The sequence below is a fragment of the Variovorax sp. P4_D9 genome, from assembly GCF_056401695.1.
Genome location: NZ_JBFUIU010001592.1, coordinates 1 through 930, shown reverse-complemented (window position 1 = coordinate 930; position 930 = coordinate 1). Strand labels below are relative to the sequence as shown.

Sequence of the window (930 nt, the reverse complement as noted above, 5' to 3'; positions counted from 1 at the left end):
AGCCCGGGTCGCTCGCCGGGCCCACCTTGAGTGCGCCTACGCGCCCGGCCAGCTTGTCGGCGAAGGCGTCATGCAGGCGCTCGTGCACGAACACGCGGTTCGGGGACACGCAGGTCTGCCCGCCGTTGCGGAACTTGGCCGCCATCAGGCCTTCGACGGCAGCATCGATGTCTGCGTCCTCGAACACGATGAAGGGCGCGTTCCCGCCGAGCTCGAGCGACAGCTTCTTGAGCGTATCGGCCGAGCGGCGCGCCAGGTGCTGGCCCACCGGCGTCGAGCCGGTGAAGCTGATCTTGCGCACGCGCGCATCGTCCAGCCACACGTCCACCACCTCGGGCGTGCGCTCGCGCGAGGCGGTCACGATGTTGATCACCCCCGCCGGCACCCCGGCCTCCTGGGCCAGCTTGACCAGGGCCAGCGATGTCAGCGGCGTGTCCTCGGCCGGCTTGCAGACCACGGTGCATCCGGCCGCGAGCGCCGGCGCGATCTTGCGCGCGATCATGGCCGCCGGGAAGTTCCACGGCGTGATGGTGGCGACCACGCCCACCGGCTCCTTCAGCGCGAACATGCGCCGTCCCGGCACCGGCGCGGGAATCACGTCGCCATTGGCGCGCGTGGCCTCCTCGGCAAACCACTCGATGTAGCTGGCGGCATAGGCCACCTCGCCCCGGCCCTCGGCCAGCGGCTTGCCCTGCTCGCGCGAGATCAGGCGGCCCAGGTCCTCCTGGTGCGCCATCACCAGGTCGTTCCAGCGTTTGAGGATCCGGGCGCGCTCCTTGGCCGGCACGGCGCGCCACGCCGGGAAGGCGGCATGCGCCGCATCGACGGCCGCGCGCGCATCGGCCGCGTTGCCATCGGGCACGCTCGCGAACACGGCGCCAGTCGCGGGGTCGCTCACATCAAGGCGGCGCGCATCGCTCGCGTCACGCC

Annotated in this window: 1 protein-coding gene; it reads right to left on the bottom strand. The window is 71.9% G+C overall.

The genetic code is table 11. The features are described from left to right. Window positions 1–930, bottom strand: a 930-nt coding sequence (locus tag AC1DY5_RS57115) for an aldehyde dehydrogenase family protein (protein ID WP_478122955.1), incomplete at both ends; no start/stop codon positions are given.